Origin of the sequence: Clostridium omnivorum (assembly GCF_026012015.1) — a bacterium.
GTDB lineage: Bacteria > Bacillota > Clostridia > Clostridiales > Clostridiaceae > Clostridium_AX > Clostridium_AX omnivorum.
On the sequence record NZ_BRXR01000001.1, the window covers coordinates 3360950 to 3386800 of the forward strand.

A 25851-nucleotide genomic window follows, 5' to 3' on the forward strand; every position below is an offset into this window, starting at 1 on the left:
TGATAATAGAGGTTTACGGGGGTATTGAAATGAACATTGTTTTTAGCTACAGCTTAGGAAATAAAAACGTAAGTACAACTTTTAAAGATAATTTTTCAAATGAGGATTTTAGTGCAAAAGTTCTACTTGATGAAAAGCAGAATTATAAAAGACTTAAGGTTTCAATCGTGCCTATGGCAGAACTTGAAATATACGAACTTAAGGTTGTTTTTCATTATTCCTTTAAAGATAGTCATAAAATATTTGTGAATGGTTATCAATCCTGGACTGACAGCAGAGAGTTTTCTGTAAATGAAAAACTAAGAACAATATCAAAGCTTGCAGCTCCAGTAGTTAAAAAATATCAGTTAGATAAGTATGGAGATTACACCTTTAAAAAGTATTCAAGAAAAATAGGTGATTTCCATGGATACACCTATTCCTATATAAGACAGGGAAAAAATCTTGAACTTATAGGGTCTCTATCTGAAAAGAGCGGCTACACCATAATAGAAGAAAAAGTTAAAAACAATGAGATAACAATATATAAGGAATGTAAAGGACATTGCATAAATAGCGAATATGAGGCTTTTGATATAATTTTGACTAAAGGCAGTGAAAGTGAAGTTTTTGATACCTATTTTAGCTTAATGAATATTAAAAAGCCAAGCTGTAAACCTATGACTGGTTGGACAAGTTGGTACAATTACTATCAAAATATTAATGAAGATATAATACTTGAAAATTTAAATAATTATAAAGCTTTGGAACAAAAAATTGAGATATTTCAAATAGATGACGGCTATCAAACTGCAGTAGGGGATTGGCTTTCCATAGATGGAGCTAAATTTTCTAGAGGGATGAAGCATATTGCTGACAGTATAAAAGCTTGCGGCTTTAAGGCTGGAATATGGCTTGCTCCTTTTGTGTGTGAAACAAACTCGGAGATTTTTAAGGAAAAGAAGCACTGGATTTTAAAGGATGAAAAGGGCGAAATGGTGTTTGGAGGCTCTAACTGGAGCAAGTTCTATGCACTTGATATATATAATAAGGAAGTAAGGGATTATATAAAAGAAGTATTTTCTGTGGTGCTGAATTATTGGGGCTATGACATGGTGAAATTGGACTTTTTATATGCTGTATGCCTTGTGCCAAGAAAGGATAAAACTAGAGGCCAAATCATGACTGAGGCTATGGAGTTTTTGCGTGAATGTGTAGGGGATAAATTAATACTAGGCTGTGGGGTACCTCTTGGACCTGCCTTTGGTAAAGTTGATTACTGCAGAATAGGCTGTGATGTTGGACTTGATTGGAATGATAAGCCATATATGAGGCTACTTCACAGGGAGAGGGTATCTACATTAAATGCTATAACAAATGCTATAGGCAGACGCCAGCTGAATGGAAGAGCATTTTTGAATGACCCGGATGTATTCCTTTTGAGAGAGGATAACATAATGCTTACGGATACTCAAAGGGAGACATTATCACGAGTGAACAGTATATTTGGCAGCCTTATTTTCACATCGGACAATATTAAAAAGTATGATGACAAAAAGCAGCTAATGTTCAATCATGTAATGAATTTAAAGGACAAGGTAATAAACAGTGTAGAAGAGCTTAAAACTGGCTTTCTTGAGGTGCGCTACAGCGTAGATGATAAATATTATTTAGCTTTAATTAACCTATCAGAGTTTGATATGTATTATAGAAACAGTTTCAAGCTAAATGAAGTATTTTTAGATAGAGAAGATAATGCTTCAGTAGATGATAATAACCTGCTAGTGAAACCGTATGAATGCAGAGTATTTATTTTAGATAATATATAGAGATAAGGAGCGCAATAATTGTGATTAACACAATTATTTACGCTCCTTTTCATTATAATGCGTCCCTTAATTCAAGGCATCTTTTATACATAGGATCAAATTCACAACCGCAATTTCCACATTCTTTGTCAGCTTGTTCTATTGCTTTGATTAAGTCCTCTTTCGATCCATTCCCATTAAGATATACTTTAGATGGAATAGCAATTAAGTCCCAACCAGATTCTGCGAACTTTTCTAAAATGACTTTTAGTTCCTCCATAGTAAATCCCCTTCCATGATTAGAATATGCTAAACTATTACTTATTTACATTGTACCAGATAATGGATATAGTTGCACTAATATATCCTTAATATCTAATGTGTGTGTTTCAGTATTGTAATTTGTAGAGAAAATAATACAAGCCTCATGCTTAATAATACACAATTCCTACCTTTGGGTAACCTGTCCTACTTTAAAGTGCGTACTTTTCTAATTGCCTATAATATAACATACTTAAAGTAAGTTAATGCTTATAAGCAATTTATAAATAATAAAGGAGAGTAAATAATGCTTAAGAAGATTTTTGAACCTGGCAGAATAGGAAACTTAGAGGTTAAAAATAGACTTATAGTGCCTCCAATGCTTACTGAATTTGCAGCTGAGGACGGTAGGTTAACTGAAAGATATATAAGATATTACGAAGAAAAGGCAAAAGGAGGCTGGGGGCTTATTATCTGCGAAGATAATGTAGTGGATCCTTATGGAGCTGGCTTTAAGAGAATAGCTGGCCTATGGTCAGACGACATGATGGAAGAGCATACGGAACTAGTGGAAAGAGTTCATAAGGCTGGTGCTAAAATAGCAGTTCAAGTTTACCATGCTGGAAGAGAGTCGAGCAGTGTTATAACTGGCAGAAGACCAGTAGCACCTTCACCTGTTCAAGACCCTACACAGGAAGAAACCCCTAAGGAATTGACAAATGAAGAAGTAAGAGAATTAGTTGAAAAGTTTGCACAAGCAATAAGAAGATGCAAAGAAGCTGGATATGATGCAATTGAGCTTCATGGTGCGCATGGGTACCTTATAAATCAGTTTATGTCTCCATTTTCAAATAAGAGAACTGATGAATATGGCGGAAACTTTATGAATAGATTAAGATTTCCTATTCAGATAATAGAAAGAGCAAAGGCTTTAGTTGGAGAGCATTATCCTATCATCTTTAGAATATCTGCTGATGAAATGGTAGAAGGCGGCTTAACTATCGAGGATACTAAAATAATAGCTCAAATACTAGAGGAAAAGGGTGTTGCTGCACTCCATGTATCAGCTGGTGTATATAAGAGCGGCGCTATAGTATCTGCTCCAACTGTAATTAAAACTGCTATATTTTCAGATTATGCTAAAGAAATTAAAAGGGTTGTTAATATACCAGTTTTCACAGTAAATAAAATCATATATCCTATGGTTGCTGAGTCACTATTAAAGGAAGGAAAGGCGGACTTTATAGCAATGGGCAGAGCTTCTATAGCTGATCCATACCTTCCTATGAAGGCTAAACAGGGTAAATTTGATGAGATTATTTACTGTATAGGCTGCAGACAGGGCTGCCAGGGTAAAATTGCCATGCAGGAGTCTGTATCTTGTTTAGTAAATCCTAAAACAGGAAAAGAAGTGGAATATGAAATAAAAGAAGCTGAGGTTAAGAAAAAGGTCATGGTTATAGGGGGCGGACCAGTTGGTATGGAAGCTGCTATTGTAGCTTCAAAACGTGGACATGAAGTAACTCTATATGAAAAAGCCGACAGGCTAGGCGGTCAATGGCTTCTTGCTGCTATTCCACCAGGAAAAGAGCTTTTAAATACACTAACAGTATGGCAAAAGGGAGAACTGCAGAGGGCTGGAGTTACGGTAGCATTAAATACAGAAGTAACAAAGGAATTAGTAGTAAGTGAAGATCCAGATGAGGTTATAATTGCAACTGGAGCTAATCCAATAGTTCCGCCAATACCTGGAGCAGATAAGCAGCATGTATTTACTGCAAATGATGTGCTTCAAGGAAAGGTTGACTTAAAAGATAAGGTAGTTGTTATAGGTGGTGGACTTGTGGGCGCTGAAACTGCTGATCATATAGCTGTGCACAATAAAAAGGTGGCTATAGTTGAAATGCTTCCTGAAATAGCTAGAGATATGGAAAGTGCTTCAAAACAATTTCTATTAGAAGAACTAAAAAAGTATGAAGTGCCATGCTATGTAAATTCTAAGGTTTTAGAGATTAAAGATTCAACTATAGTAATTGAAACATTAGAAGGTAAAAAGGAACTTGAAGCTTCACAGGTTGTACTTGCAATAGGCTCAAGATCTAACAAATCACTTGCAAAGACTTTAGAAAACCAATATAAGATTACTGTTATAGGTGATGCTTCTGTAGTTGGTAAAGCATTAGATGGTATTAATTTAGCTTATAAGACTGCACTTGTTATATAAGGGGGCAAAAACTAATGAAAACTCTTTTTGATAAAACTGTGCTGAAGGGCATGAAAATGAAAAATAGATTTGTTAGAGCAGGTTTATACCTTGCTCTAGCTGGAGAAAAGGGAAGATTAACTCCAGAGATTTTTAAAATATATGAGGAATTAGCTAAAGGAGGAGTAGGAACTATCATAACAGGCTACAGCTATATAAGAGAAGAGGATCAGCCTAATACAAATATGGTAGGTATTTATGATGATTCTTCCATAGAGGATTTTAAGAAGTTTACAAATATGATTCATCAATATGATACAAATGTAATTTTGCAAATAGCTAGCGGAGGGTCTCTTACCTATGCTCCTATAGGGGGAAGGAAAATTTTGGGACCATCTGCGGTTGAAAATCAAACTACTAAAATTACACCTAGAGCTGTGACAAAGCATGAAATAAAAGAGCTAGCAAAATCATATGCTGAGGCTGCGTTAAGAGCTAAAAGAGCAGGCTTTGATGGAGTTGAAATTCATACTGCCCATGGCTATTTATTGAGTCAATTCCTATGTCCATACTATAACAGAAGAACTGATGAGTATGGAGGCAGTATTGAAAATCGTTCAAGAATTCTATTTGATGTATATAATCAAGTACGTAAGGCTGTGGGAGAAAGATTCCCTATTTTCTTTAAGATAAATAGTTCAGATTATATGGAAAATGGATTAACTATAGAGGATAGCTTATATGTGGCTGAGGCTTTAGCTAAGCTGGGAGCAGATGCTATTGATGTAAGTGGTGGTAATGAATCAAGCACAGAAGCAATAGAAAATAATCTTACCACCGCAAGAACAGGTATATATAACAGTACTGAAAAGGAAAGCTATTTTAAGGATTATGCCATAGAATTAGCTAAAAGGATTTCCATTCCTGTTATTTTAGTTGGCGGAAACAGGCATATTGAGGTGATGGAAGAGCTTTTGAATAAAAATAACATTGAATACTTTGCAGTAGGAAGACCTCTAACATGTGAGCCAGATTTGATAAATAGATGGGCCTCAGGAGATATTAGAAAACCTAAATGCATATCCTGTAATAAGTGTTATTATACGCCAGGGAAAAGATGCATTATTAGATAATAAATTTATTAATGTGCAGGTTGTTTATTAATTATAAATTTATATTATAATATTTATGTACGCAAAATATTAGGCAGGTGAATATTAGTGATAAATTATAATAATAAACAATACGTATGTCTTTTAGACCTGGGCTTTGAAATCATAAGGGGAAAATGGAAGGCAGTAATACTATGTCATCTTATTGAAGGACCTAAAAGATTCTTAGAATTGCAGAGAATTACCTGCGGTGTAAGTCAAAAGGTATTAAATGAGCAATTACGTGAGCTTGAGGAAGACGGTTTAATAGATAAAATTATTTATGCTGAAGTACCCCCAAGGGTTGAATATAAGCTGACGGAAAAAGGCAGGGAGCTTGCTCCAGCATTAAAGATGATAGAGGACTGGTCAAAAAAGCATTATAGTGAATTTATACAGAATATTGAAGAATAAGGAGCATAAATGAATTTACACAAATTCATTTACGCTCCTTAAATTATATTTTAAACATAGAAACTATTTTTACTAGAGAATCTGACTTTTCTTTTGCTGATTGTGATAGATTTATGACCTCATAGGACATCTGTGTTATATTTGAAGCTTCCTCAGCAATATTTGAAGCACCCTGAGCCTCATCATTAGAAGCACTTGATATTTCTTCTATTGATCTAACCATGTTCTGCATCGAAGCAAAGAGCTCTTCAGAAGTAGCACTAAAGTCAGTTACTATATCATTTACTTTCGCAGAGCTTTGGCTGAAATGTTCGCTGGTATTTACAAGGCTATCATAATCATATAGTACTCGCTTGTCTATAAACTCTAAAATTTCACCAGAGCTGGAAGAAAGATTATTTACAGCTTCTAATATCACTGCAGTAACATCTTGTATTTTAGAAACCATATTTTTTGAGTCTTCTGCCAGCTTTCTTATTTCATCAGCAACCACTGAAAAGCCCTTTCCAGCTTCACCAGCTCTTGCAGCTTCAATTGCTGCATTCAAGGCGAGCAGATTTGTTTGTGAAGTTATTTCAAGAATAGCCTCAGATAATTCATTAATTTGATTTACAGCCTTTGACTTATCAATTGCCATTTGCAGATCTATCTTTGTTTTTCCGTATATTTCAAGGGCATTTTCTTTGGAAGTCTTTGCATAATGTTTCATTTCATTACTCATGCTATTTATTTCACCTACAGTAATTGAACCCTCCTGGGCTTTTGAAGCAATTACTTCCACAGTTTTTTCAATTTCTAAGGAGGTAACATTCATTTCTTCAGTGGCTGAAGCAGTTTCTTCGGCTCCTGCAGACAGTTCTTCTGAGGTAGCTGATATTCCCTCTATATTTTTAGTAAGCTTATTCACTTCTTCATTAATATCAATAAGCATTCTGCTCACATTGGAAGATTCTTCAGCAACCTTTATTACAAGAGCCTTTAAGGACTTTTGCATTGTACTTATTGTATTTGCTAAAATACCTGTTTCATCTCTCATTTTAAGAAGCCCTTTAGGAACCTCATAAGTAAAATCTCCTGTTGCAACAATGCTTAAACAGTCAGAGGCTGTTTTTATTGGTTTAGTAATACTTCTTGAAATCATTATTGTAATGATTATACTTATGGCAACGAAAAAGATAAAGCTGAAACTTAATATTGTGATAAGCTCATTTATTTTTGACATTACTTCCTGCTTTGGGGCTGTTATAGCTAAGGACCAGCGGGATCCTTGCACTGGAGCAAAGCCCATGTAGTAATTAGAACCCTTGTAGTTATATTCGCCTACACCACTTTTTCCTTCTGTCATTTGTTTTATTAGTTCAGATATAGACTTTAGTTCTGTATCTTTTTTCGCATTCTCTAAAGTATTATCCATTTTTAGTACAAGATTTTTATCTTGATTTGCTACGGTTGTACCATTATTGCTAACCATAAAAGCTGTGCCGCTTTTACCGAATTTTATATCACTAGTAAAATCGCTTAGGGCATTGCCATCACGAACAGCAATTAGTACTCCAACCACTGCATTATTATTTTTTATAGGAACTGCATAAACTAAAACTATGCTGTTATCAACCTTACTTATTAGCGGATCTGATACTTCTACTTTTCCAGCTGCTGCCCCCTTAAAATAATCCCTGTCTGCTAGATTTGCACTTTTTCCATCAGTATATTTTACATTGCCCTGTAAATCTGCAATACCCATTTTAGTATGTCCACTTCGCTTAACTTCATTTTTAAGCAGCTCAAGCTTTTCTTCTGCTGCTAGTTTATCTGTCTTTACAAATTCGCTTTCTGCTAGTGATTCAAGTGTATTAGTTTGGACCTTTATTCCATTCTGTACAACTTCGGCGGATTCAGCTGCCATTCGGGATATAGAATCATCAATGTTGGAGCTTAAGGCACTAGTGGCTGATTTATAGGCTACATACCCAAGTCCAAGACAAATAATAATTAATAAAGATCCAAAAGATAAAAATAATTTTGTTCTGATACTTCTTAATTGCAACATATGATCCCCCTTTAGAATAAAATTATATTATTAAATAAAAGTAAGCAGTATAGAGCTCTACTTTTATAAAATAAGTGCATTTAAAAAATTAATCGAAAATGGAAGCATTTTATAACTTTATATACCTTTTTGTTTTATGATATAGTAATATTAAAAAGGTTTATACCACTTTTGTGGATTTGTCATTGACTTGGTTATGACAGTTGTGTTTTATGGCATATCTTGTCTGTTATGATAAAAATGATAACTTATTTGAATTAAGGGGGAGAGCTTTTTGACAGCTAGTATTACATTTGGTGAGTGCCTAAATTATATGCTTTCAACTCTAGATATAAGCATCAGTAGATTATCTAAGGCAATTAATGTAGATAACTCACTTGTCAGCCGGTGGATTCATGGAAGTAGAATTCCCGGGTATAATACAGATCACATTGAGAATATTTCAGAATACCTTTCAAAAAATGTTCATAATACTTTTCAAGAAACTAGGTTAAATCAGCTTTTTTTCAGTGCACAGCAGAATTTTGAATTAGAAGCTAACATTAAAGAAAAAATAAAAAAGGTATTATTAGAAGCTCAAGGATATTCAATCGAAAACAAAAAAGAAAAGCAAATTGAAAAGAAAAAACATAAAAATGATAAAGAACACATATCCAAATTTACATTTTGTGAAAAGCTGAAGTTAATTGAAAAAAGCAATTCATATGAGGGTAAGCCTGTATGGAATTCCAATAATACCGCAAAATTAATGGAGTTATCAAGTGAAGATAAAATAATTTTTGGGATAGAAAATGTTATAGCTGCAAGTATTGATTTACTTGAAACAACTGCAAAGAAAAGCTGCAGTGAAATAAGCAATACAATTTATATAACTTATTACCAGGATATAGATAGCTCGCAGCACCATGCCCTAATTAATTTGAGAGATGTACTGCTAAAGGCTATAAATAGTGGATGGAATTTGGTTCTGCTTTTAAAAATGGATGGTGATATAAATAAATTAATGGAATTTATACACTTTTCAAGGCCACTATTTGAAACAGGAAAATTTTATCCATACTATATCAATAAATATGATAATTCCTCTTTATCTAGGGAAATTCTTGTAGTTCCAGAGATTGGTGCAGTGTCATGTTTTTCAACAAATATTCATTCAACTGTTGACTGTGCCTTTTACTTTAAAAGCAAAGCTGCTATCAAAACTTTCATAGATTGTTATAATGTGATTTTAACTAATGAGGCGAGCCCATTAATAACCTATTATTCTTCTGAAAATAGTATAGATTATGGACTTTGTTTAACTGAGTGTGAAGAAAACATAGGTAATAGATTTTTATACAAATATTCCTTTAGTATGGTTACAATGCATGAACATTTATACAAGAAACTCTTAAAAAGGAAAAAGTTTTCTACGGATGAAATGCTGATGGAATTGGAGATTTATAGAAGGCGATTAAGTTCATTTTTGTCCAATGTACAGATTTATGAATATAAGGACATATATATGGAAGATTCTATTAGGATGCTAATAAAAAACAGGCAGTTTTATTATTATAATTATTCAGGTGTTCAGATTATGGAATTGGAAGCTGAGGACATAATTGAGTATTTAGAAAATGTGATCTACCTTCTTAAAACCCACAATAACTACAATATTGCATTCATATCTAGAGGTGATGTGAAAAACCACAATTTAAATTGTGTGGTTAAGGATAGGAAAGCAGTGCTGTTTGAATGTTATGAACCTTCAAAAAACATAGCAAAGGTGCAGTTGTCCATAGAAGAACCTACTATAGTTAAAGCTTTTTACAGGTATTTTGAAGAAATCTGGAAGCATATCGCTCCTGTAAATAATGATAAAAATGAAATTATTAAGTGGCTTGAAAGTCAAATAAATGTACTTAAAAAAATGGTCAGTTAAAAAATCAGCGTAGACAGATTTGTATTTTAAATCTATCTACGCTTTTTATTCTACAACATATTTTTTAGCTTCATGACAGCGTAATCAATAACACTGCTTAAATTACTGTTGTTTTTGCCAGCACCTTGCGCAAGAGATTTGCTACCGCCGCCTTTGCCGTCAATAAGGGTTATGGCATCCTTTAATAAGTCATTCATGCTTAAGTCCTTTAGATTTTTAGAGCAGGTGAAAATTAAATTTGCTCTATCCTCAGAAGTTACAGCTATAAGGCTTACCACATTATCCTTTTCTGTAAGCTTTGAACTAAGCTTGCTTATATATTTTGCATCCTCATTGTGATATATTCTGTTTACTATAGTTATATCCTTTGTCTTGCCGGATTCCTCAAGTATTTCCTTTACTTGAAAATCCTGAAGTTGAGCTTGAAGGTTTTTATTTTCTTCTTTTAGTACTCTTAAGTCACTATCTAAATTCTTAATAGCTTTTATGGAATCTTCTTCATTGCTGTTTAGATATCTGCATATAGTTTCAGAGAATCTATCCTTTTTAAAATTATCATCTATGGCACGGTTTCCTGCTAAAAACTCAATTCTTGTGGCGCCCTTGTATTTTTCCCATCTTTTTATCTTTATAAGTCTAAGCTCAATGGTTGAACTAGGATGTACACCGCAGCAGGCATTTATATCTAAGTTTTCAATTTGGACTATTCTTATCTGCTCGTCAGTATTTGGAAGTGCACGTCTAAGCTTATAATTTTTAAGTTCCTTCCTAGAAGGAGTTATAAAGTTAACCTTTAAATTTTCACCTATATGTATATTGGCTAGTCTTTCAGCTTCTCTTACCTGCTCTTCAGTTAAAATACCTTCAATGTCTACAGTACTAATGTCTTTTCCTAAGTGAAAGCCGCAGGTATTAGCCTTAAATAAGGAGAAGAAGCAGCCTGAAAGTACGTGTTGACCTAAATGCTGCTGCATTCCATCTACACGCCTAGCCCAATCAATAGAGCACTTTACATTGTGTATTTTCATAGGCTTTTTTTCCATTACGTGATATATTGTTCCATGCTCTTCGTACACATCTATAACTTCATTATTTTCTATAAAACCTAGATCACAAAATTGACCACCTCCACCAGGAAAAAAAGCAGTCTTGTCTAAAATCACATGAAATTTGCCATCTATCTCTTTTACATCAATAATTTCTGCTGTGAAGTCCTTGATATATTGACTTTCGTAAAATAGTTTTTCCATTATATTCACCTCGTAAGTATATCTTAATTAATATCCTCTTTAATAAATAATAATTCAATGTATAGTAATATTACAAGTAAAATAGAGTAAATACTTTTAATATGATATTATTAAATTATATAAAAATAGTTAAATAACAAATTTATAGGAGAGCAAAAGATGGAGAGTACAGTTTTTAAAAAGATGAAACTAAAAGAAGGTACTACAGGAGTTTACCTATATGCTCCAGAAGAATACATAGCAATGACAAAGGAGCAGAGCATAGTTGATTTTAGTGAATGTGAAAAATATGGCTTTGTGCACCTATTTGTAACCTCAAAGCAGGACTATTTGGATAGAATTAATGAGGCTATATCATTATTAGGTGAAAATGGAGTACTTTGGATTTCCTATCCAAAATCGGATAGAAAGAATAAGTATGATATAAATAGGGATGTATTATTTGCTACAACTCAAGAAATTGGCTACATTGCCTGCAGCAGTGCAGCGCTTGATGAGAAGTGGTCTGCAATGAGATTTAAAAAGATGTAGTTCTAAAGCTTTTTATGAAAAGCATATTTTAAAGATCTGTTTAGTTATGATGTAGACTAAAACAGGTCTTTATTTTATTGTTTTTGAATAGATTAAACTGTACAAATGAGCCAGAATGGAAAAGGTTTTCCTATATGCAGTCGCCAAGTTTTTACAACAATTCAGAAAAGTGGTTAAAAGCCAAAAGAATTTGGAAAAAGAATTAAAAATAGTTGGTAAAATATATTTAATTCTTTTAGAATTGGTGGTATAATTCAAATATACGTAACGTGTGTTATGTTTGTTAGAAAATTAACATGCAGAAAAAATTAGTATGAAATGGAGGAAAGATGATATGGATAAATACAAGGTTATTGAGATTAAGCAAAGTGTTTTTGAAAATAACGATAGACAAGCAGATTTGCTTAGAAAACAATTAAAAGAAGAAAAGACCTTTTTGTTAAATTTAATGTCATCACCAGGTTCAGGAAAGACAACTACCTTAAAAAGAACAATTGAAGCTTTGAAGGACGAAATGAGAATTGGGGTTATGGAGGCGGACATTGATTCAGATGTGGACGCAAATACTATCTCAAAAACAGGTGCAAAGGTAATACAACTGCATACAGGCGGAATGTGCCATCTAGATGCAGATATGACTAAACAAGGTCTTGAAGCACTTGGAACTGAAGATGTTGACATTGCAATACTAGAGAACGTTGGAAACCTAGTATGCCCAGCAGAGTTTGATACTGGTGCATCAAAGAACGCTATGATTTTAAGCGTACCAGAGGGAGACGACAAGCCTCTAAAATATCCACTAATGTTTTCAATAGTTGATGTACTTTTAATTAACAAAATTGATGCTATAAGCATTTTTGACTTTGATTTTAAAGCGGTAGAAGAACGTGTGAAAAAATTAAATCCTAATATCAAGGTTATACCTATATCAGCTAAGACAGGTGAAGGAATTGACCAGTGGGCTAATTGGCTTCGCAGCGAAGTTAAAAATTGGAATGAAAAATAATTATATAATGTAATATTATCTTGGGGGGAAATAATAAGATGGTAAAGAAAAAAGTACTCGAAATGGCCAATAAAATAGCTGCTGGTATCACTGGCGGACTAGTAAAAGTAAAACCAGAAGATCCGGAATATAGAATTTTTGAGCCGCTTGTTACTGATGAAATGGCAGAAGTAGCACTTTGTCTTGAAATAAGAAAATTTAAAACTGTACAGGAAGTCGCTGCAAAATGCGGAAAACCAGCTGCAGAAGTAGAAAAAATGTTGTATCAAATGGCTGTAGATGGTGTTATTAAATTAGAAACAGTTGATGGTGTTGATCAGTATTGTCTTGAGCTTTTCGTTCCAGGATGTATGGAATACATGGTAGATAAAAAAGAAAACTTGGAGAAGTACCCAGTAATTGGTGAGTGTTTTGAAGAATATACAAGAAAATTAGGTGCATTAATGGCAGGAAATATTCCAGTTGGACTAGGTGTAATGAGAGTTATTCCAGTTCAAAGCGCTATTGATGGAGATACAAGAAAGGCTTCTTATGAAGAAATAGAATACCTTCTTAATAAATATGATCTTTTTGCTGTTACAGATTGTGCATGCCGTGCATCCATGAGAGTAATTGGACAAGGTTGTGGACATAGAGTTGAAGACATATGCCTTAGACTAGGACCAGCTGCTGAATACTATATTCGTACAGGAAAAGGCAAAGAAGTTACTAGGGAAGAAGCTAGGGAAATTTGTTTACAGGCTGAAAAAGAAGGACTAATGCATCAAATACCTAATTTATCAGGACCAGGAAATGCACTTGCTATTTGTAATTGTTGTGGATGCTCTTGCTTTGGACTAAGAAATGCAAATCTTTATAGAAACCCTGATTGGTCTAGATCAAACTATGTTTCACAAGTAGATACAGAAAAGTGTGTTGCTTGCGGAGAGTGTGTAGAAAACTGCCCATCAAATGCATTAACCTTAGGACAAAAATTATGTTCAAAGGACCCTGTTGAAGCTCCTAAACAAAAAGATACTCCATATGATACTAAATGGGGAAAAGATAAATGGAATTTTGATTATCGTCATCGTAAGGTTGTTGATGATGGTGGAACAAGCCCATGTAAAACTGGATGTCCAGCTCATATAGCAGTTCAAGGATATATTAAGATGGCATCACAAGGAAGATATAGAGATGCACTTGAGCTTATAAAGAAAGAAAATCCACTACCAGCAATTTGCGGACGTATCTGCCCAAGAAAGTGTGAAGCTGTTTGTACAAGAGGAGACGTGGATGAGCCACTAGCAGTTGATGAAGTTAAAAAGTTCATTGCTGATCAAGATATGAAAGCAGAACATCGCTATGTACCTGAAAAAATGGTAAAAAGATCAGGAAAAATTGCTGTAGTAGGTGCAGGCCCTGCAGGACTTTCATGTGCTTATTTCTTAGCTGTTGATGGATATGAAGTAACAGTGTTTGAAAAGCAAAAGAAGCTTGGTGGTATGTTAACACTTGGAATACCTTCCTTCAGACTTGAAAAAGAAGTAGTTGAATCAGAAATAGATGTACTTAAAGAACTAGGAGTGGAATTTAAGACAGGAGTTGAGGTAGGCAAGGATGTAACAATTCCTGAATTAAGAAAGCAAGGATATAATGCCTTTTATTTAGCAATAGGTGCTCAAGCTGGTAGAGGCCTCGGACTTGAAGGTGAAAATTCTGAAGGCGTAATAACTGGTGTTGAATTCTTACGTAGAGTAAACTTAGGTGAAGATCTAAGATTAGAAGGACCTACAGTTGTTATAGGTGGAGGAAATGTTGCTATAGACGTTGCTAGAACCGCTGAGAGAATTGGCGCTTCAGCTGTAGATATGTTCTGCTTAGAGAGCAGAGTAGAAATGCCTGCGCTTGATGAAGAAATTGAAGAAGCAGAAGCAGAAGGAATTGTTATAAACAATTCATGGGGTCCAAAGAGAATTATAGTTGAAAATGGGCATGTGGTAGGAGTAGAGTTCAAAAAGTGTATTTCCGTTTTTGATGAAAATAAGAGATTTAATCCTAAATTCGATGAAAATACAACAAAGATAGTAAAAGCAAGTAATGTACTGCTTTCAGTTGGTCAAGGAATAGATTGGGGTAACCTACTAGAAGGCTCCAAGATTGAATTAAATCCAAATAAGACAATAAAAGCTGACCCAGTAACCTATCAAACTGGTGAGGAAGATGTATTTGCAGGCGGAGATGCTTTAACTGGACCAAAATTTGCTATCGATGCAATTGCGCTTGGAAAGCAAGGTTATATTTCAATTCATCGTTATGTTCATGGAGACAGTTTGACCTTAGTTAGAGAAAGGGAATACCACGCTCTTGATAAAGAAAACCTAGACATGGCTGGATATGATCGTTTACCTAGACAAAGAGCACTTCATGTAGAAGGAGATACATCAAAAGTAAGCTTTAAGGATACCCGTGTTACCTTTACTGAAGAGCAGGTTAAGAAGGAAACAGAGCGTTGCCTTGGCTGTGGTGCTACAGTTGTGGATCAATACCAATGTGTAGGCTGTGGAGTTTGTACTACTAAATGTAAATTTGATGCAATTTCATTGGTTAGAAAATATGATGCAGCTGGTTCAGATATTGATCATATGAAACCTATAGTTATAAAACACGTTATCAAACGTCAAGGAAGAATTGCAATGAAAAATGTGAAGAGGCTTTTTACAAAATAGAAAGATAACGAAGGTTAATAGACTATTAAAGTTAATAATTACGGGGGAGCAGGAGTTCTCCCGTTCTTTATACTCTGATAAGAGAGGTGATTTAATTTGCATGAAATAGGAGTTATGATTGAAGTTGTTAAAATGGTTGAGAATTTTGCAAGAGAAAATAGAGTAACAAAAATTGAAAAGCTAGTCCTTCAAATAGGGGAACTATCACCCATGATTCCAAGATACATAGAAGAATGCTACCCAGCAGCAGTGTATGGGACGTCGCTAGAAAAAACGAAATTAGAAATTGAAATTTTGCCAGGAAACGGCATTTGCAAAGATTGTAATAAGGTTTTTAATCTTATTGAGAATAAAAATAAATGTCCACACTGTGGAAGCAGACATTGGGAGATACTGTGTGGAAAAGAGTTCATGATTAAAGAAATAGTCGCTTGCTAAGCTGTGCAACGGGGACGTTTCGCGTGGCACACGCCATTACTTATGGAACTGCGGGGATGTTTCGCATGGCACAATAGAGTCAATTATGTACGTGACGTGGTGACACTTTGTATTGCGCAATATACAATATGAAATGGAGGGGTTTTATGGCGCAAACAACAAAAAAAGCACTAGCAGCTTCGCTGAAAAAATTAATTGCTGGAAAACCACTCGATAAGATTACTGTTATTGATATTGTGGAAGACTGTGAAGTTAATAGGCAAACCTTCTATTATCATTTTAAGGACATTTATGATCTTGTAGAATGGATTTATAGTAGCGAAGCAACGAAGGCTTTAGGTAACAAAAAAACTTATGATACATGGCAGCAAGGCTTTGTACAAGTTTTTCAATATATTCTAGATAATAAAGCACTTGTAACAAATACCTATCATTCTGCTAATAGGGAGCATCTCCAGGGATTCCTTAGCAATGAATGCTATATTCTTTTAATGGGTGTTATAGAAGAAAAAGCTGCTGGTTTGTCAGTAAGAGAGGATGATAAAGCGTTTATATGTAATTTTTACAAATACGGATTCGTGGGACTCATTGAACAATGGATTCGTACAGGAATGAGGGAAGATCCTTCTGCCATTGTTGAACGCTTAAGCATTCTTATCCAAGGGGATATAGAACAAGCACTGAAAAAATTTAAAAAAGACAAAAGTTTATACAAATAGGCATCTTTGTATAAACTTTTTACAATGTAGGCCCTGTGTACAAGCTTTAAACACAGGGCTTACATTGTCTATTGAGGAAATTTTTAGTTTTTTTTATCATATAAACATAGGATAAAATGAACTGGAGGGAATTAATAATGTATTATAGTAATGGAAATTATGAAGCTTTTGCGCGTCCTGAAAAACCAGCTGATGTAGATAATAAATCAGCTTACTTAGTTGGAGCGGGTTTAGCTTCTCTAGCAGCAGCATGCTTTCTAGTAAGAGATGGACAAATGAAAGGTGAACACATTCATTTTCTAGAAGAGATGGATCTTCCGGGAGGAGCTTGTGACGGTATCAGAAATAATGAAAAAGGCTTTATTATTCGTGGCGGAAGAGAAATGGAAAGTCATTTCGAGTGTTTATGGGATTTATTCCGTTCAATTCCATCAATTGAAACAGAAGGCCTTTCAGTACTAGATGAATATTACTGGCTAAATAAGAAAGATCCAAATTATTCATTACAAAGAGTAATAACAAATAGAGGAGAAGATGCTCACACTGATGGAAAATTTACTCTAAGTGATAAAGCTTCTATGGAACTTGTAAAGCTATTTATGACTCCTGATAAATATTTATATGATAAGAAAATGAATGAAGTGTTATCAGAAGACTTCTTTAATTCTAACTTTTGGTTATATTGGAGAACTATGTTCGCTTTTGAAGAATGGCATAGTGCTTTAGAAATGAAGCTTTATTTCCAAAGATTTATTCACCATATTGGTGGACTACCTGATTTCAGCAGCTTGAAATTCACAAAATATAATCAATATGAATCCTTAATTCTTCCAATGATTAAATACTTGGAAGCACATGGTGTTCAATTCCAATATAACACTGTAGTAAAGAATGTTGTATTTGATATTACAGAGGAAAAGAAAGTTGCAAAGAAAATCATCTGCGAACATGAGGGAAAAGAAGAATGCATAGACTTAATAGAAGATGATTTAGTATTCGTTACAAATGGCAGCTGTACAGAAAATGCTGCTTTAGGTGATAATGATAATGCACCTGTATTTGATAATTCAATAAAAGGATGCTGGGAGCTTTGGAGAAATATTGCTGAACAAGATCCATCCTTTGGACATCCAGATAAGTTCTGTACTGACACTAAAGCAACAAACTGGGAATCAGCTACAGTTACAACTCTTGATGACAGAATCCCACCTTACATCGAAAAGATTTGTAAGCGTGATCCATTCAGCGGAAAGGTTGTTACAGGCGGTATAATTACAGTTAAGGATTCAAATTGGCTAATGAGTTACACTTTAAACCGTCAACCTCACTTTAAATCACAACCTAAAGATCAATTAGTTGTATGGGTATATGGATTATTTACTGATGTACCTGGTAATTATATTAAAAAGCCAATGAGAGAATGTACTGGAACAGAAATAGTTGAAGAATGGTTATATCACCTTGGTGTTCCAGAAAATGAAATTCATGATATGGCAACAAAGTCAGCTAACTGTGTTCCATGTATGATGCCTTATATAACTGCATTCTTTATGCCTAGAACAGCAGGTGACAGACCTAATGTAGTTCCAGATGGATGCGTTAACTTTGCTTTCCTTGGACAATTCGCTGAAGCACCTCGCGATGTTGTATTCACAACTGAATATTCTGTAAGAACTGCAATGGAAGCAGTATACACTTTACTTAATATAGACAGAGGAGTTCCAGAGGTATTTAACTCCTGCTATGATGTAAGAGTTCTTTTAGATTCAACATCAAAGATGATGGAGGGAAAGAAGATAACTGATGTAGATCTTCCAATTGAAGCAAAACAGGGTTTAATGGAAGTTATGAAAAAGGTTAAAGGAACAGTTGTAGAAGAGTTGCTTGCAAGATATAATATAATTTAAATAAAAAAGTCCACTGATTTTAATAATCGGTGGACTTTTTTATTATAAATTCTAATCCTCCAAAGGAAGCCATTCAAGAACTCTTTTAATATATGTATCCCAGAATTCCCAGTTATGCTCTCCAGGTCCTTCTTCATAAGTAACATCAATACCATTACTTATAAGGAAATCTCTGAAATTGCGATTGGCTACAACCAAAGAGTCCTCTGTACCGCATGCCATATATATTTTAGGGAAATGTATACTGCTATCCTGCTGCATCTTTTCTTTGATTAATTCCACAAGTACCGTTGGATTTTTATCACTTTTAACAGCCTCATTTAAGTCTCCAAAGCAATTTTCGAAGTATGCACGATTTCCAATCAAAGATCTCTCATCATAAGGCATGTTTAGGGTTTGTTCAAGGGTCAGAGCACTAGAGAGTCCTGCAATGCAGCCAAAGTTTTCATTATATTTTAACCCATTTCTTATAGCACCGAAGCCTCCCATAGAAAGACCAGCTATAAATGTATCTTCTCTTTTATGAGAGAGATTAAACATTTTTCTTGTAATCTCAACTAATTCCTTTCCAATAAACTCCCCATAGAAGTTTCCAGGTCTAGGATTGTCAACATAGAACGAATTATCTCCTGAAGGCATAACCACAGCAAGATTTTTCTCTTCTGCCCATTTTTGAATTCTTGTATGTGATAGCCAATTCATATAATCGCCATATATACCATGAAGAAGATACAGAGTTTTATATGGTTTATCTTCTACAAAAGGCATTCCTGGTGATGGTTCCTTATCTGTTGGTAAAATAACTAGAATCGGAACACTTTTCATTAAAGATTTAGAGTTAAAATTTACTTGTAATATAGCCATTTTAATTCCTCCTATCGCTGGGGATACCATTGTATCGGCAAGAGTCCCAGTTAATTCTTAACGAAAATTTCATTTGCTAACTTTTCCGTTAAAGGTCATTTAGGCCTTTAGCCCCAAATTTATCTTAAAGTACTATTTTTATTTTATCCCTTTAGGCTGGAAGATGCTATACCTTTAGTAGAATATTAGTATTTATGGCATAATTGCAACAATGGCTATGTTTTTATTTAAAAATTCTGGCAAAAAGTAATAAAATATATTTACAATTGCTAAATAAAGTAATAAAATCTATATATAGGTAAAATAAATAATTTAACTTTTCAATAATAATATATAGGAGGTTATATTTGTGAAAATACTAAAATATTCAAGAGCTTCTAAACAAATATTAAATCTCTTTAAGCCTTATATTAATAAAATCATTTTTATAGTACTTACTATGGTTATAGGAACTATTATATCTATGTTAATACCCCTTCTTGCAAGGAAGATAGTGGATGAGGGGCTAATCAATAAAGATATATACGTAGTTGCGAAATATTCTTTAATAAGCCTTTTGGTAATTATTATTCAGCAATTCACTGAGTTTGTTCAAACAAAGAATACCTTAAATATAAACAGTAAAATTAAATATAGATTAAACAGCAAATGCATATCAAAGCTGTTTAAGGTTAAGATGAGCTATTTTGATAACAATAATGTAACTGAAATAATGAAAAATATCTCCATGGATATTGAAAATATTTTAAAGCTGTCCGATAGCTGCACTCTGCTCATTATAACAGAAAGTCTTAAATTTATAGGGGGAATTGTGGGACTGCTGCTCATCAACTACAAGCTTACCCTATGTGTTCTATTATTTATCCCTATAAAGTATAAGATAACCTTATTACTATCTAAGAGAAAAGAAAATCTGTTTAAAGATTATATGAAATATAACTCGGATTACTACTCCTGGTTTGGAAACACAATATCTGGAATTAGAGAGATAAAGCTTTGGAATGTTTATGATATTAAGAAGATGGAATTTACTAAAAAGCAGAGGGATTTAATAAAGACAGATGTAAAGTTTGGATATTTAGACAGGGTAAATGAAATAAGCCAAGCACTTCTGCTTCAGGGTTTAACTACTGTGCTGTATATTTTAGGAGCCTTTATGGTTATAGGCAGCAGCTTAAGTATAGGCAGCTTATTTGCCTTCCTCACGTATTCAACCTATGTAACAAATCCAGTTTCAATAATACTGAATGTAAGGTATTCCTTTTCTGCTATATTTCCTTCCGCTAAGAGGCTATTTGAGTTTTTAGATATGGAAGATGAAGAGTTTAACTACAGAAATAACAGGGTCAAATATAGAACTATAAATGGAGATTTGGAATTTAAAGATGTTAGCTTTTCTTATAACGAGGAAAAGAGTGCATTGAAGAAGATAAATCTTAAGATTAATAGAGGCGAAAAGGTGCTTTTGCTTGGTAACAACGGTTCAGGAAAAAGCACGCTTATAAAATTGATTTTGGGATTATATGAGCCTACTGAAGGTAATATTTTTATCAATAATCTTAACATAAAACAATTAAAGTTCAAGGATTATAGAAATATATTTTCTGTTGTGAATCAGGACAGTTACATATTTGATGGGACTGTGAAGGATAATATCAGCCTGTTTTCCAAGATGAATAATGAGGAAATGGAAGAGATATGCCAAAAGAGCGGGGCTATAGAATTCATTAACAACCTTCCTAATAAATATGAAACTATTTTAGGGAGAAAGGGAGTTAAGCTGTCAGGAGGGCAAATTCAGAAGCTGGCTATAACAAGAGCAATGGCCAAGGATTTTGAAGTGTTGATTTTTGATGAAGCAACTTCCAGCTGTGATTTTATGAGTCAGCTATATATAAGGGACTTGATTAGAAAATCCTTTGTAGATAAAACAGTAATAATGATAACACACAAAATAGATATAGAGCTATTACAGTCTGTAGACAAAATAATTATCTTAGATAATGGAGAAGTGGACTCTGTAGGTACTCATGAGGAGCTTTTAATTGAAAGTGTCAGCTACAAAAGAATGCTGGATAAGTATTACGAAAGCATAGGTGAAAAGGTGGTATAAAGAATTTGTATTTTTTAATTTCTTATTAAAAAATTCAGATAAATAAACAAGAGAGGAGGGGAGATACTACATAAACTTAGGAAAAGTGCTTGTAATTTAAGCTGACCTTTAAGCTTGGCATGACACAAAGTATTAAATTAATTAAATTAAAAGGTAATGAGTGAAGGGAGAATTATTATGAAAAAATTAAACAAAAACGTAAATCTTAGAAAAGAGAATTTGGAAGCTTACAATGCTTATAGCTGTACTTGCAGCTGCAGCAGCTACTGCACTGGTGGATATCCATCTTCCTATTATAATTTTAAGGCACTTCAAGCAGACGTAACTATGGAATATTAATAAAAATCAGGATTCAGGGTTAATCCCTGAGTCCTTTTAAATAACATTAATTCCAAGAGAGGGAGGGGCAAGTATGGAAGATAACAAAGCATTTATACATCAATTTAGCACTTATAATAACGACTATGTGTATGATGTAAATACTAACGAAATACTTAAAATAAATAAAGAGTGCGGTGAAATACTAAAGTGCGTACAGAAGGGTGAAATAGGTGTACAAGCTATAGAGCATAATGAAGTTCTAAATAAGATTAAAGCTCATGGCTACCTTTCAAGTCATAGATTATCTGAAATAATACATCCAGAAGATGAACTATTGGAATTTAGACTTAACAATAAGTTAAACATGGTAATTCTTCAAGTTACACAGCAGTGTAATTTAAGATGCAGCTATTGTCCTTACTCTGGAGGATATTATAATAGAGAGCATGCAAATAAAAAGATGAATTTTGATATTGCTAAAAGGGCCATAGATTTTTATATGAATCGCAGCGCAGACAGTGAAGCATTAAGTGTAAGCTTCTATGGTGGAGAGCCATTATTAGAGTTTGAACTTATTAAAAAGTGTATTGATTATGTTGAAAGTAAGGCAGAAGGTAAAAAAGCCTTTTTTAACATGACCACTAATGCCACCTTGCTTACTTCTGAAATTGTTCGGTATATGCAGCAGCACAATATTGATTTAATGGTAAGCTTAGATGGACCAGAGCAGGCCCATGATAAAAATAGAGATTTTTATGGAGGAAAGGGCACCTTTGAAACTGTTGTAGAGAGACTGGAGATGGTAAAGGAACAGTTTCCTGAATTCTTTAAGACTATAACCTTTAATTGCGTAATGGATCTTGATAATGATTTTGGTTGTGTAAGCGAATTTTTTACCAGCTTTGATGTGATAAAAGATTCTCATATTAATTTTTCAAGCTTGAATGATGATCATGCTAAAGATAAAAGAAACGTCAATAAAGAAGATTATGTATCAAAGTACAACTATGAATTGTTTAAATTATTCCTATCTAAAATAGGTAGATTTGATGAAAAGAATGTATCGAAAATGGTATTGGGCTATTACAGCAATCTTCAAACTAAGATTTTTCAGGAAAGGCGTACAGAAGGGCAGAGGGAAAAGGGACATCCTGGAGGACCATGCGTTCCTGGAGCTCAAAGGCTGTTCGTGGATATATACGGGAATCTATATCCTTGTGAGAGAGTAAATGAATCTTCTAAGGCTATGAGAATAGGACATATAGACCAAGGTTTTTATATGGATAAGGCTAGGGAGATATTAAATATAGGAAAACTAACAGAAGAAAGCTGTAAAAACTGCTGGGCCTACAGATTTTGTTCTTTATGTGCTTCAGCAGCAGACGACTTAACAGAATTATCTGCTGAAAGAAAAAGTGAAGGATGCAGAGGGGTTAAGGCAGGGATTGACAGAATGATGAAGGATTACTGTATTTTAAAGGAGAATGGAGATTCCTTTGAGAGCATTAAATTAGTGGAATATATTTAGAATATGGAGATGAAGAGCATGTTTAAAAAGAAAGCTATGATATATCCAGTAGATAGACAAGCGGTTCCTCTATTAAGATACAATTATCTACTAAAAGAATATGATATTGAATATGCGGTTTCACCAAAGGGCTGGGGTGTAAGTGGAAAGGACTGCGGCGTTCTAGATGGTGGAAATAAGCTTAATAAGATAATAACTACAGACTTTGAGGAGGCCTTACAGCTTTGTGACTGTGTTATATTTGCCGAATCTGATATGCCTTTAAGCTTTGAAGAGATGATTTTTCCAAAGCTTAAGAGGGCTCTAGAAACAGGTAAAGATATAATCTGCACCTTGGAGATTCCAATGGAATTTCAGGAGGCTATTGATAAGTTGGACATAAAAAGCAAATTTACATATTATCCAAAGGAAAAGTGCTTTAACTTTAAACCAATAGAGCATGAATATATCTATGACATTGGTGTTCCTGTTATAGGTGTATTTGGAGTAGCTGAGAGAAGCTCTAAATTTAACATACAGCTTGCTCTTAGAGAAAAGCTTATTGCTCAAGGGTACAAGGTGTCGCAGATAGGTACAAAGCATTATTCCGAGCTTTTTGGCTTTCACTCCTTTCCTAAATTTATGATGAGCTCTAATATTAGTGAATCCAATAAGATTATGCTGCTTAATCACTTCATTAAAAAAATCGAAGTGGAGGAAATGCCAGACATAATTATTGTTGGAGTACCTGGAGGACTTATGACCTATAACAATAATTACACCAATAGATTTGGAATTATGGCCTTTGAGGTATGCAGTGCAATTCAGTTTGACTCTGTAGTGGTAAGTACCTTGTACAATGATTATAATGAAAATTATTTTACAGCAATGAAGCAGGCTCTAAGGTATAGATTGGGCATAGAAGTAGATGCCTTCAATATGGCACCGCTAAAAGGCAATTTTGAAGTTTTGGATGATAAGAATAGATTTGATTATTTAACCTTAAGCAGTGATTTCATAGATAATAAAATAAAGACCTACAGCAATTTAGATTTTAAAATTTACAATGTTTTAAATGATAAAAACAATGAGGAGCTTATGAGTTACCTTGTTGATAAGCTGGCAGGCTATTCTGATATTCAGGCAATATAAAGTTGGAGGTTAATTATAATGGAGAAGGAACTTATAAGAGAACAATTGCTAAATATACTGGCTGATAAGTATAGGGTAAAGGTAGAAAAAAGTGATAGTACTTATGATTTAAATCTATTAGGCAAGGAAATGAATATGGGACCGGGGGATTTACTTTGCTTTTTCCTAGAAGTTGAGAAAAAATATAATATAAATATTAATGAAGATGAAATTATGAATGGCTGCTTTAAAACTATAAATTCCATAGCACAGCTGATTTGTGAAAAGTCGGATTATTGTCTCCTGAGTGATCCAAATGCTGAATTACAATGAAATAGCCGTTATTGACGATGGAATAAATGATGGCTTTTATACTAATATTACTAGGTTAAGTAGGAGCATAGAAATTCATGCTGACTGCGGAATAATTGAATATAAAAATAACAAAATAGAATTTAGCCATGGAACAGTCTGTGCAGCAATAATATGTAAATATGCTAAAGAGGCTGTAATTAGCAGTGTTAGAATTCTAAATGAAAGAAACAAGACTACAGCAGCCCAGCTTATAAAGGCAGTGGAATGGTGTCTTGAGAACAATATTGGAATTGTGAATCTAAGCCTTGGTTCCACGGATATTAATGAAAAAGAAAACATCAGTTGTGTTATAAATAAAGCTGTAGATGCAGGAATGATTATAGTTGCAGCCAGCAGTAATAATGGCAAAATAACTTATCCGGCTGCTTTTTCAAAGGTAATAGGGGTTAAAACTTTAGGACAGCAGTATGTTGGTGAAGGCTACTTATATCACTATAGACCTGTAGATGGTGTGGATATATCAGCGCCTTCGGTGCATAAACTAGTAAATTATTTTGGAGAAGATGAAAGCAGCTCCTGTAATAGCTTTGCAGCTCCCTATATTACAGCACAAGTATATAATATTCTTAAGGAAGCTCACTCAGCATATTCGCCTTTAGAGGTAAAAAATATGCTGTTTCTAAAAGCAGCAAACTTTGAAGAAATTAAAGAGGTCAGCAAAGCATCTAAAGCTGACCTTTGGTATATGGATATGAATCTGTGTCTTAGTGACAGACTGAATAGGTCTATAGATATTCCAATGCTATTGGTGGTAGGGGAAAAAGAAAAGGGAATGGCAGCGGCCTTAAAGCTTGAAGAGCTTTTCAAACTTCAGGGGTATAGATGCGGAGTATATTCAGATATAGACAACTGTGAAATGAATTACTTGCCTTTTAAAGAGCTATATTATGAAAAAACTATACAGAGTGATCACATTAAAGGCATAATAAGTTTATTTGAAATTGATCTAGGCATAGTTTTTGTGGAGTTTAATAGACTGGATATAAATTATCTAAAGGTTGTTGAAGAGGTTATAGAAAATGATATAAGAATAGTTGTGAACAATGATAAATGTAATATAATTGTACTGAGTGAAGAACAGGAAAATCTTAAAGTGCCATATAGAGCTAAAGATGTAGATGAAGCATTTAAGTACATATTGGAGCTCTATCAGTAATTATTCTTCAATGAAAGAGATCGTTGTTTAGTTATGCC

21 protein-coding genes are annotated in these 25851 nt (G+C 33.9%); 17 read left to right on the top strand and 4 right to left on the bottom strand.

Annotation, left to right across the window (positions count from 1 at the left end):
• The first annotated feature begins 29 nt into the window (after nucleotides 1-29).
• Nucleotides 30-1808, top strand: coding sequence for a glycoside hydrolase family 36 protein (locus bsdE14_RS15775; RefSeq protein WP_264850959.1), 1779 nt, complete (start codon nucleotides 30-32; stop codon nucleotides 1806-1808).
• Between the two features lie 52 nt (nucleotides 1809-1860).
• Here bsdE14_RS15775 and bsdE14_RS15780 read toward each other — a convergent pair whose 3' ends face one another.
• On the bottom strand, nucleotides 1861-2067 hold the full coding sequence (locus tag bsdE14_RS15780; RefSeq protein WP_264850960.1) for a hypothetical protein: 207 nt from the start codon (nucleotides 2065-2067) through the stop codon (nucleotides 1861-1863).
• 288 nt (nucleotides 2068-2355) lie between these two features.
• On the opposite strand from bsdE14_RS15780, the gene bsdE14_RS15785 reads away from it, so the two are divergent.
• The 3 genes from bsdE14_RS15785 to bsdE14_RS15795 all read left to right on the top strand — a co-directional run bounded on the left by bsdE14_RS15785 (nucleotide 2356) and on the right by bsdE14_RS15795 (nucleotide 5816).
• Nucleotides 2356-4272 (top strand): oxidoreductase, encoded by a 1917-nt coding sequence (locus bsdE14_RS15785; protein ID WP_264850961.1) that lies wholly within the window; start codon nucleotides 2356-2358, stop codon nucleotides 4270-4272.
• A gap of 14 nt (nucleotides 4273-4286) precedes the next feature.
• Nucleotides 4287-5384, top strand: coding sequence for an NADH:flavin oxidoreductase (locus tag bsdE14_RS15790; RefSeq protein WP_264850962.1), 1098 nt, complete (start codon nucleotides 4287-4289; stop codon nucleotides 5382-5384).
• A gap of 87 nt (nucleotides 5385-5471) precedes the next feature.
• Nucleotides 5472-5816, top strand: coding sequence for a winged helix-turn-helix transcriptional regulator (locus tag bsdE14_RS15795; RefSeq protein WP_264850963.1), 345 nt, complete (start codon nucleotides 5472-5474; stop codon nucleotides 5814-5816).
• Between the two features lie 43 nt (nucleotides 5817-5859).
• Here the strand turns inward: bsdE14_RS15795 and bsdE14_RS15800 are convergent, their stop codons facing one another.
• Nucleotides 5860-7866 (bottom strand): methyl-accepting chemotaxis protein, encoded by a 2007-nt coding sequence (locus bsdE14_RS15800; protein WP_264850964.1) that lies wholly within the window; start codon nucleotides 7864-7866, stop codon nucleotides 5860-5862.
• Nucleotides 7867-8140: 274 nt separating this feature from the next.
• Between bsdE14_RS15800 and bsdE14_RS15805 the strand changes: the two genes are divergently transcribed.
• On the top strand, nucleotides 8141-9787 hold the full coding sequence (locus bsdE14_RS15805; protein WP_264850965.1) for a hypothetical protein: 1647 nt from the start codon (nucleotides 8141-8143) through the stop codon (nucleotides 9785-9787).
• A gap of 50 nt (nucleotides 9788-9837) precedes the next feature.
• On the opposite strand, the gene bsdE14_RS15810 is transcribed toward bsdE14_RS15805, so the two are convergent.
• Entirely contained in the window at nucleotides 9838-11037 is a 1200-nt protein-coding gene (locus tag bsdE14_RS15810; RefSeq protein WP_264850966.1) for an alanyl-tRNA editing protein, read from the bottom strand.
• A 159-nt stretch (nucleotides 11038-11196) separates the two neighbouring features.
• Between bsdE14_RS15810 and bsdE14_RS15815 the strand changes: the two genes are divergently transcribed.
• The 6 genes from bsdE14_RS15815 to bsdE14_RS15840 all read left to right on the top strand — a co-directional run bounded on the left by bsdE14_RS15815 (nucleotide 11197) and on the right by bsdE14_RS15840 (nucleotide 18346).
• On the top strand, nucleotides 11197-11568 hold the full coding sequence (locus tag bsdE14_RS15815) for a DUF3052 domain-containing protein (protein ID WP_264850967.1): 372 nt from the start codon (nucleotides 11197-11199) through the stop codon (nucleotides 11566-11568).
• A gap of 334 nt (nucleotides 11569-11902) precedes the next feature.
• A complete protein-coding gene (gene hypB / locus bsdE14_RS15820; protein WP_264850968.1) occupies nucleotides 11903-12574 on the top strand; it encodes a hydrogenase nickel incorporation protein HypB in 672 nt (223 codons plus the stop codon).
• Nucleotides 12575-12612: 38 nt separating this feature from the next.
• Nucleotides 12613-15282 (top strand): FAD-dependent oxidoreductase, encoded by a 2670-nt coding sequence (locus bsdE14_RS15825; protein WP_264850969.1) that lies wholly within the window; start codon nucleotides 12613-12615, stop codon nucleotides 15280-15282.
• A 96-nt stretch (nucleotides 15283-15378) separates the two neighbouring features.
• Nucleotides 15379-15720 carry a hydrogenase maturation nickel metallochaperone HypA gene (locus tag bsdE14_RS15830; protein ID WP_264850970.1) on the top strand — a complete coding sequence of 114 codons (342 nt, stop codon included), beginning with the start codon at nucleotides 15379-15381 and terminating at the stop codon, nucleotides 15718-15720.
• 146 nt (nucleotides 15721-15866) lie between these two features.
• On the top strand, nucleotides 15867-16439 hold the full coding sequence (locus tag bsdE14_RS15835) for a TetR/AcrR family transcriptional regulator (RefSeq protein WP_264850971.1): 573 nt from the start codon (nucleotides 15867-15869) through the stop codon (nucleotides 16437-16439).
• 137 nt (nucleotides 16440-16576) lie between these two features.
• Nucleotides 16577-18346 carry an oleate hydratase gene (locus bsdE14_RS15840; RefSeq protein WP_264850972.1) on the top strand — a complete coding sequence of 590 codons (1770 nt, stop codon included), beginning with the start codon at nucleotides 16577-16579 and terminating at the stop codon, nucleotides 18344-18346.
• Nucleotides 18347-18397: 51 nt separating this feature from the next.
• On the opposite strand, the gene bsdE14_RS15845 is transcribed toward bsdE14_RS15840, so the two are convergent.
• Nucleotides 18398-19210 (bottom strand): alpha/beta hydrolase, encoded by an 813-nt coding sequence (locus bsdE14_RS15845; RefSeq protein ID WP_264850973.1) that lies wholly within the window; start codon nucleotides 19208-19210, stop codon nucleotides 18398-18400.
• 349 nt (nucleotides 19211-19559) lie between these two features.
• Here bsdE14_RS15845 and bsdE14_RS15850 point away from each other — a divergent pair, with 349 nt between their 5' ends.
• The 6 genes from bsdE14_RS15850 (at nucleotide 19560) to bsdE14_RS15875 (ending at nucleotide 25813) form a co-directional block, all read left to right on the top strand.
• Nucleotides 19560-21323: an ABC transporter ATP-binding protein gene (locus bsdE14_RS15850; RefSeq protein WP_264850974.1), complete on the top strand. Its 1764-nt coding sequence runs from the start codon at nucleotides 19560-19562 to the stop codon at nucleotides 21321-21323.
• A gap of 177 nt (nucleotides 21324-21500) precedes the next feature.
• A complete protein-coding gene (locus bsdE14_RS15855; RefSeq protein ID WP_264850975.1) occupies nucleotides 21501-21662 on the top strand; it encodes a hypothetical protein in 162 nt (53 codons plus the stop codon).
• Nucleotides 21663-21735: 73 nt separating this feature from the next.
• Nucleotides 21736-23172, top strand: coding sequence for a Cys-rich peptide radical SAM maturase CcpM (gene ccpM / locus bsdE14_RS15860; RefSeq protein WP_264850976.1), 1437 nt, complete (start codon nucleotides 21736-21738; stop codon nucleotides 23170-23172).
• Between the two features lie 18 nt (nucleotides 23173-23190).
• Entirely contained in the window at nucleotides 23191-24303 is a 1113-nt protein-coding gene (locus bsdE14_RS15865; RefSeq protein ID WP_264850977.1) for a TIGR04066 family peptide maturation system protein, read from the top strand.
• Between the two features lie 18 nt (nucleotides 24304-24321).
• Nucleotides 24322-24615 carry a peptide maturation system acyl carrier-related protein gene (locus tag bsdE14_RS15870; protein WP_264850978.1) on the top strand — a complete coding sequence of 98 codons (294 nt, stop codon included), beginning with the start codon at nucleotides 24322-24324 and terminating at the stop codon, nucleotides 24613-24615.
• Nucleotides 24599-25813 carry a S8 family serine peptidase gene (locus tag bsdE14_RS15875; RefSeq protein ID WP_264850979.1) on the top strand — a complete coding sequence of 405 codons (1215 nt, stop codon included), beginning with the start codon at nucleotides 24599-24601 and terminating at the stop codon, nucleotides 25811-25813. The genes bsdE14_RS15870 and bsdE14_RS15875 overlap by 17 nt, the downstream gene beginning before the upstream one ends.
• Nucleotides 25814-25851 lie beyond the last annotated feature (38 nt).